Origin of the sequence: Enterobacter cloacae complex sp. IR5459, from assembly GCF_049238005.1 — a bacterium.
GTDB classification, from domain to species: Bacteria; Pseudomonadota; Gammaproteobacteria; order Enterobacterales; family Enterobacteriaceae; genus Enterobacter; species Enterobacter hormaechei_C.
This window is the reverse complement of record NZ_JBMKIG010000081.1, coordinates 1-503: the sequence shown is the minus strand read 5'-3', so window position 1 is coordinate 503 and position 503 is coordinate 1. Positions and strand designations below refer to the sequence as shown.

The window sequence follows — 503 nt, the reverse complement described above, 5'->3', positions numbered from 1 at the left end:
CCGGTCAGCAGCTCGGTATTGGGGATCAGAAAGTTCAGCTCCAGACGCCCCTTGTCCTCGTGCTCCACCCACAGAATGCTGTACTGATCTTTATCAAGTCCGGGCATCAGAACCCGCTCGAAGCTGGCCATCAGTTTTTCCCGCTGGCCGGGAGGCAGATCGGCCTCCGCAAACGACAGGACGCCGGAGGTGTATTTCTTTACGTAAGGCGACGCGTCAATCAGCTCCCGGACTTCTTCCGGCTTCCCCTGCAGGACGCTGGCGCCTTCACGTTGCCGGTCTTTACCCAGCAGATAGTCCACCGGCCCGGCGCCACCGCCGCGACCGCGTGGATGAAATTTAACGATCATCGTCCGTTCCTTTCTCAAGAACGGCGTGCCGCAGCCGCTCAAGCCCGGCATCGATGGACATCAGCGCCGCCACAATCTGTACCCTGTCATGGCCGGTGCCGCCGCCGGCGTTAACACGGCGGGCTATCTGGTTCAGGTTATTGCCCATGCCGG

General features: G+C 61.0%; 1 protein-coding gene and 1 pseudogene. Both read right to left on the bottom strand.

Translation table 11 applies throughout. The annotated features are described in order from the left end of the window. A pseudogene (locus tag ACOTX4_RS26060) lies at nucleotides 1-350 on the bottom strand (nuclease); the annotation flags it as partial. Continuing rightward, nucleotides 340-503: MobC family plasmid mobilization relaxosome protein (locus tag ACOTX4_RS26055; protein WP_421635525.1), on the bottom strand; the 164-nt coding region annotated here is incomplete at its 5' end. The gene ACOTX4_RS26055 and the pseudogene ACOTX4_RS26060, both read right to left, overlap by 11 nt.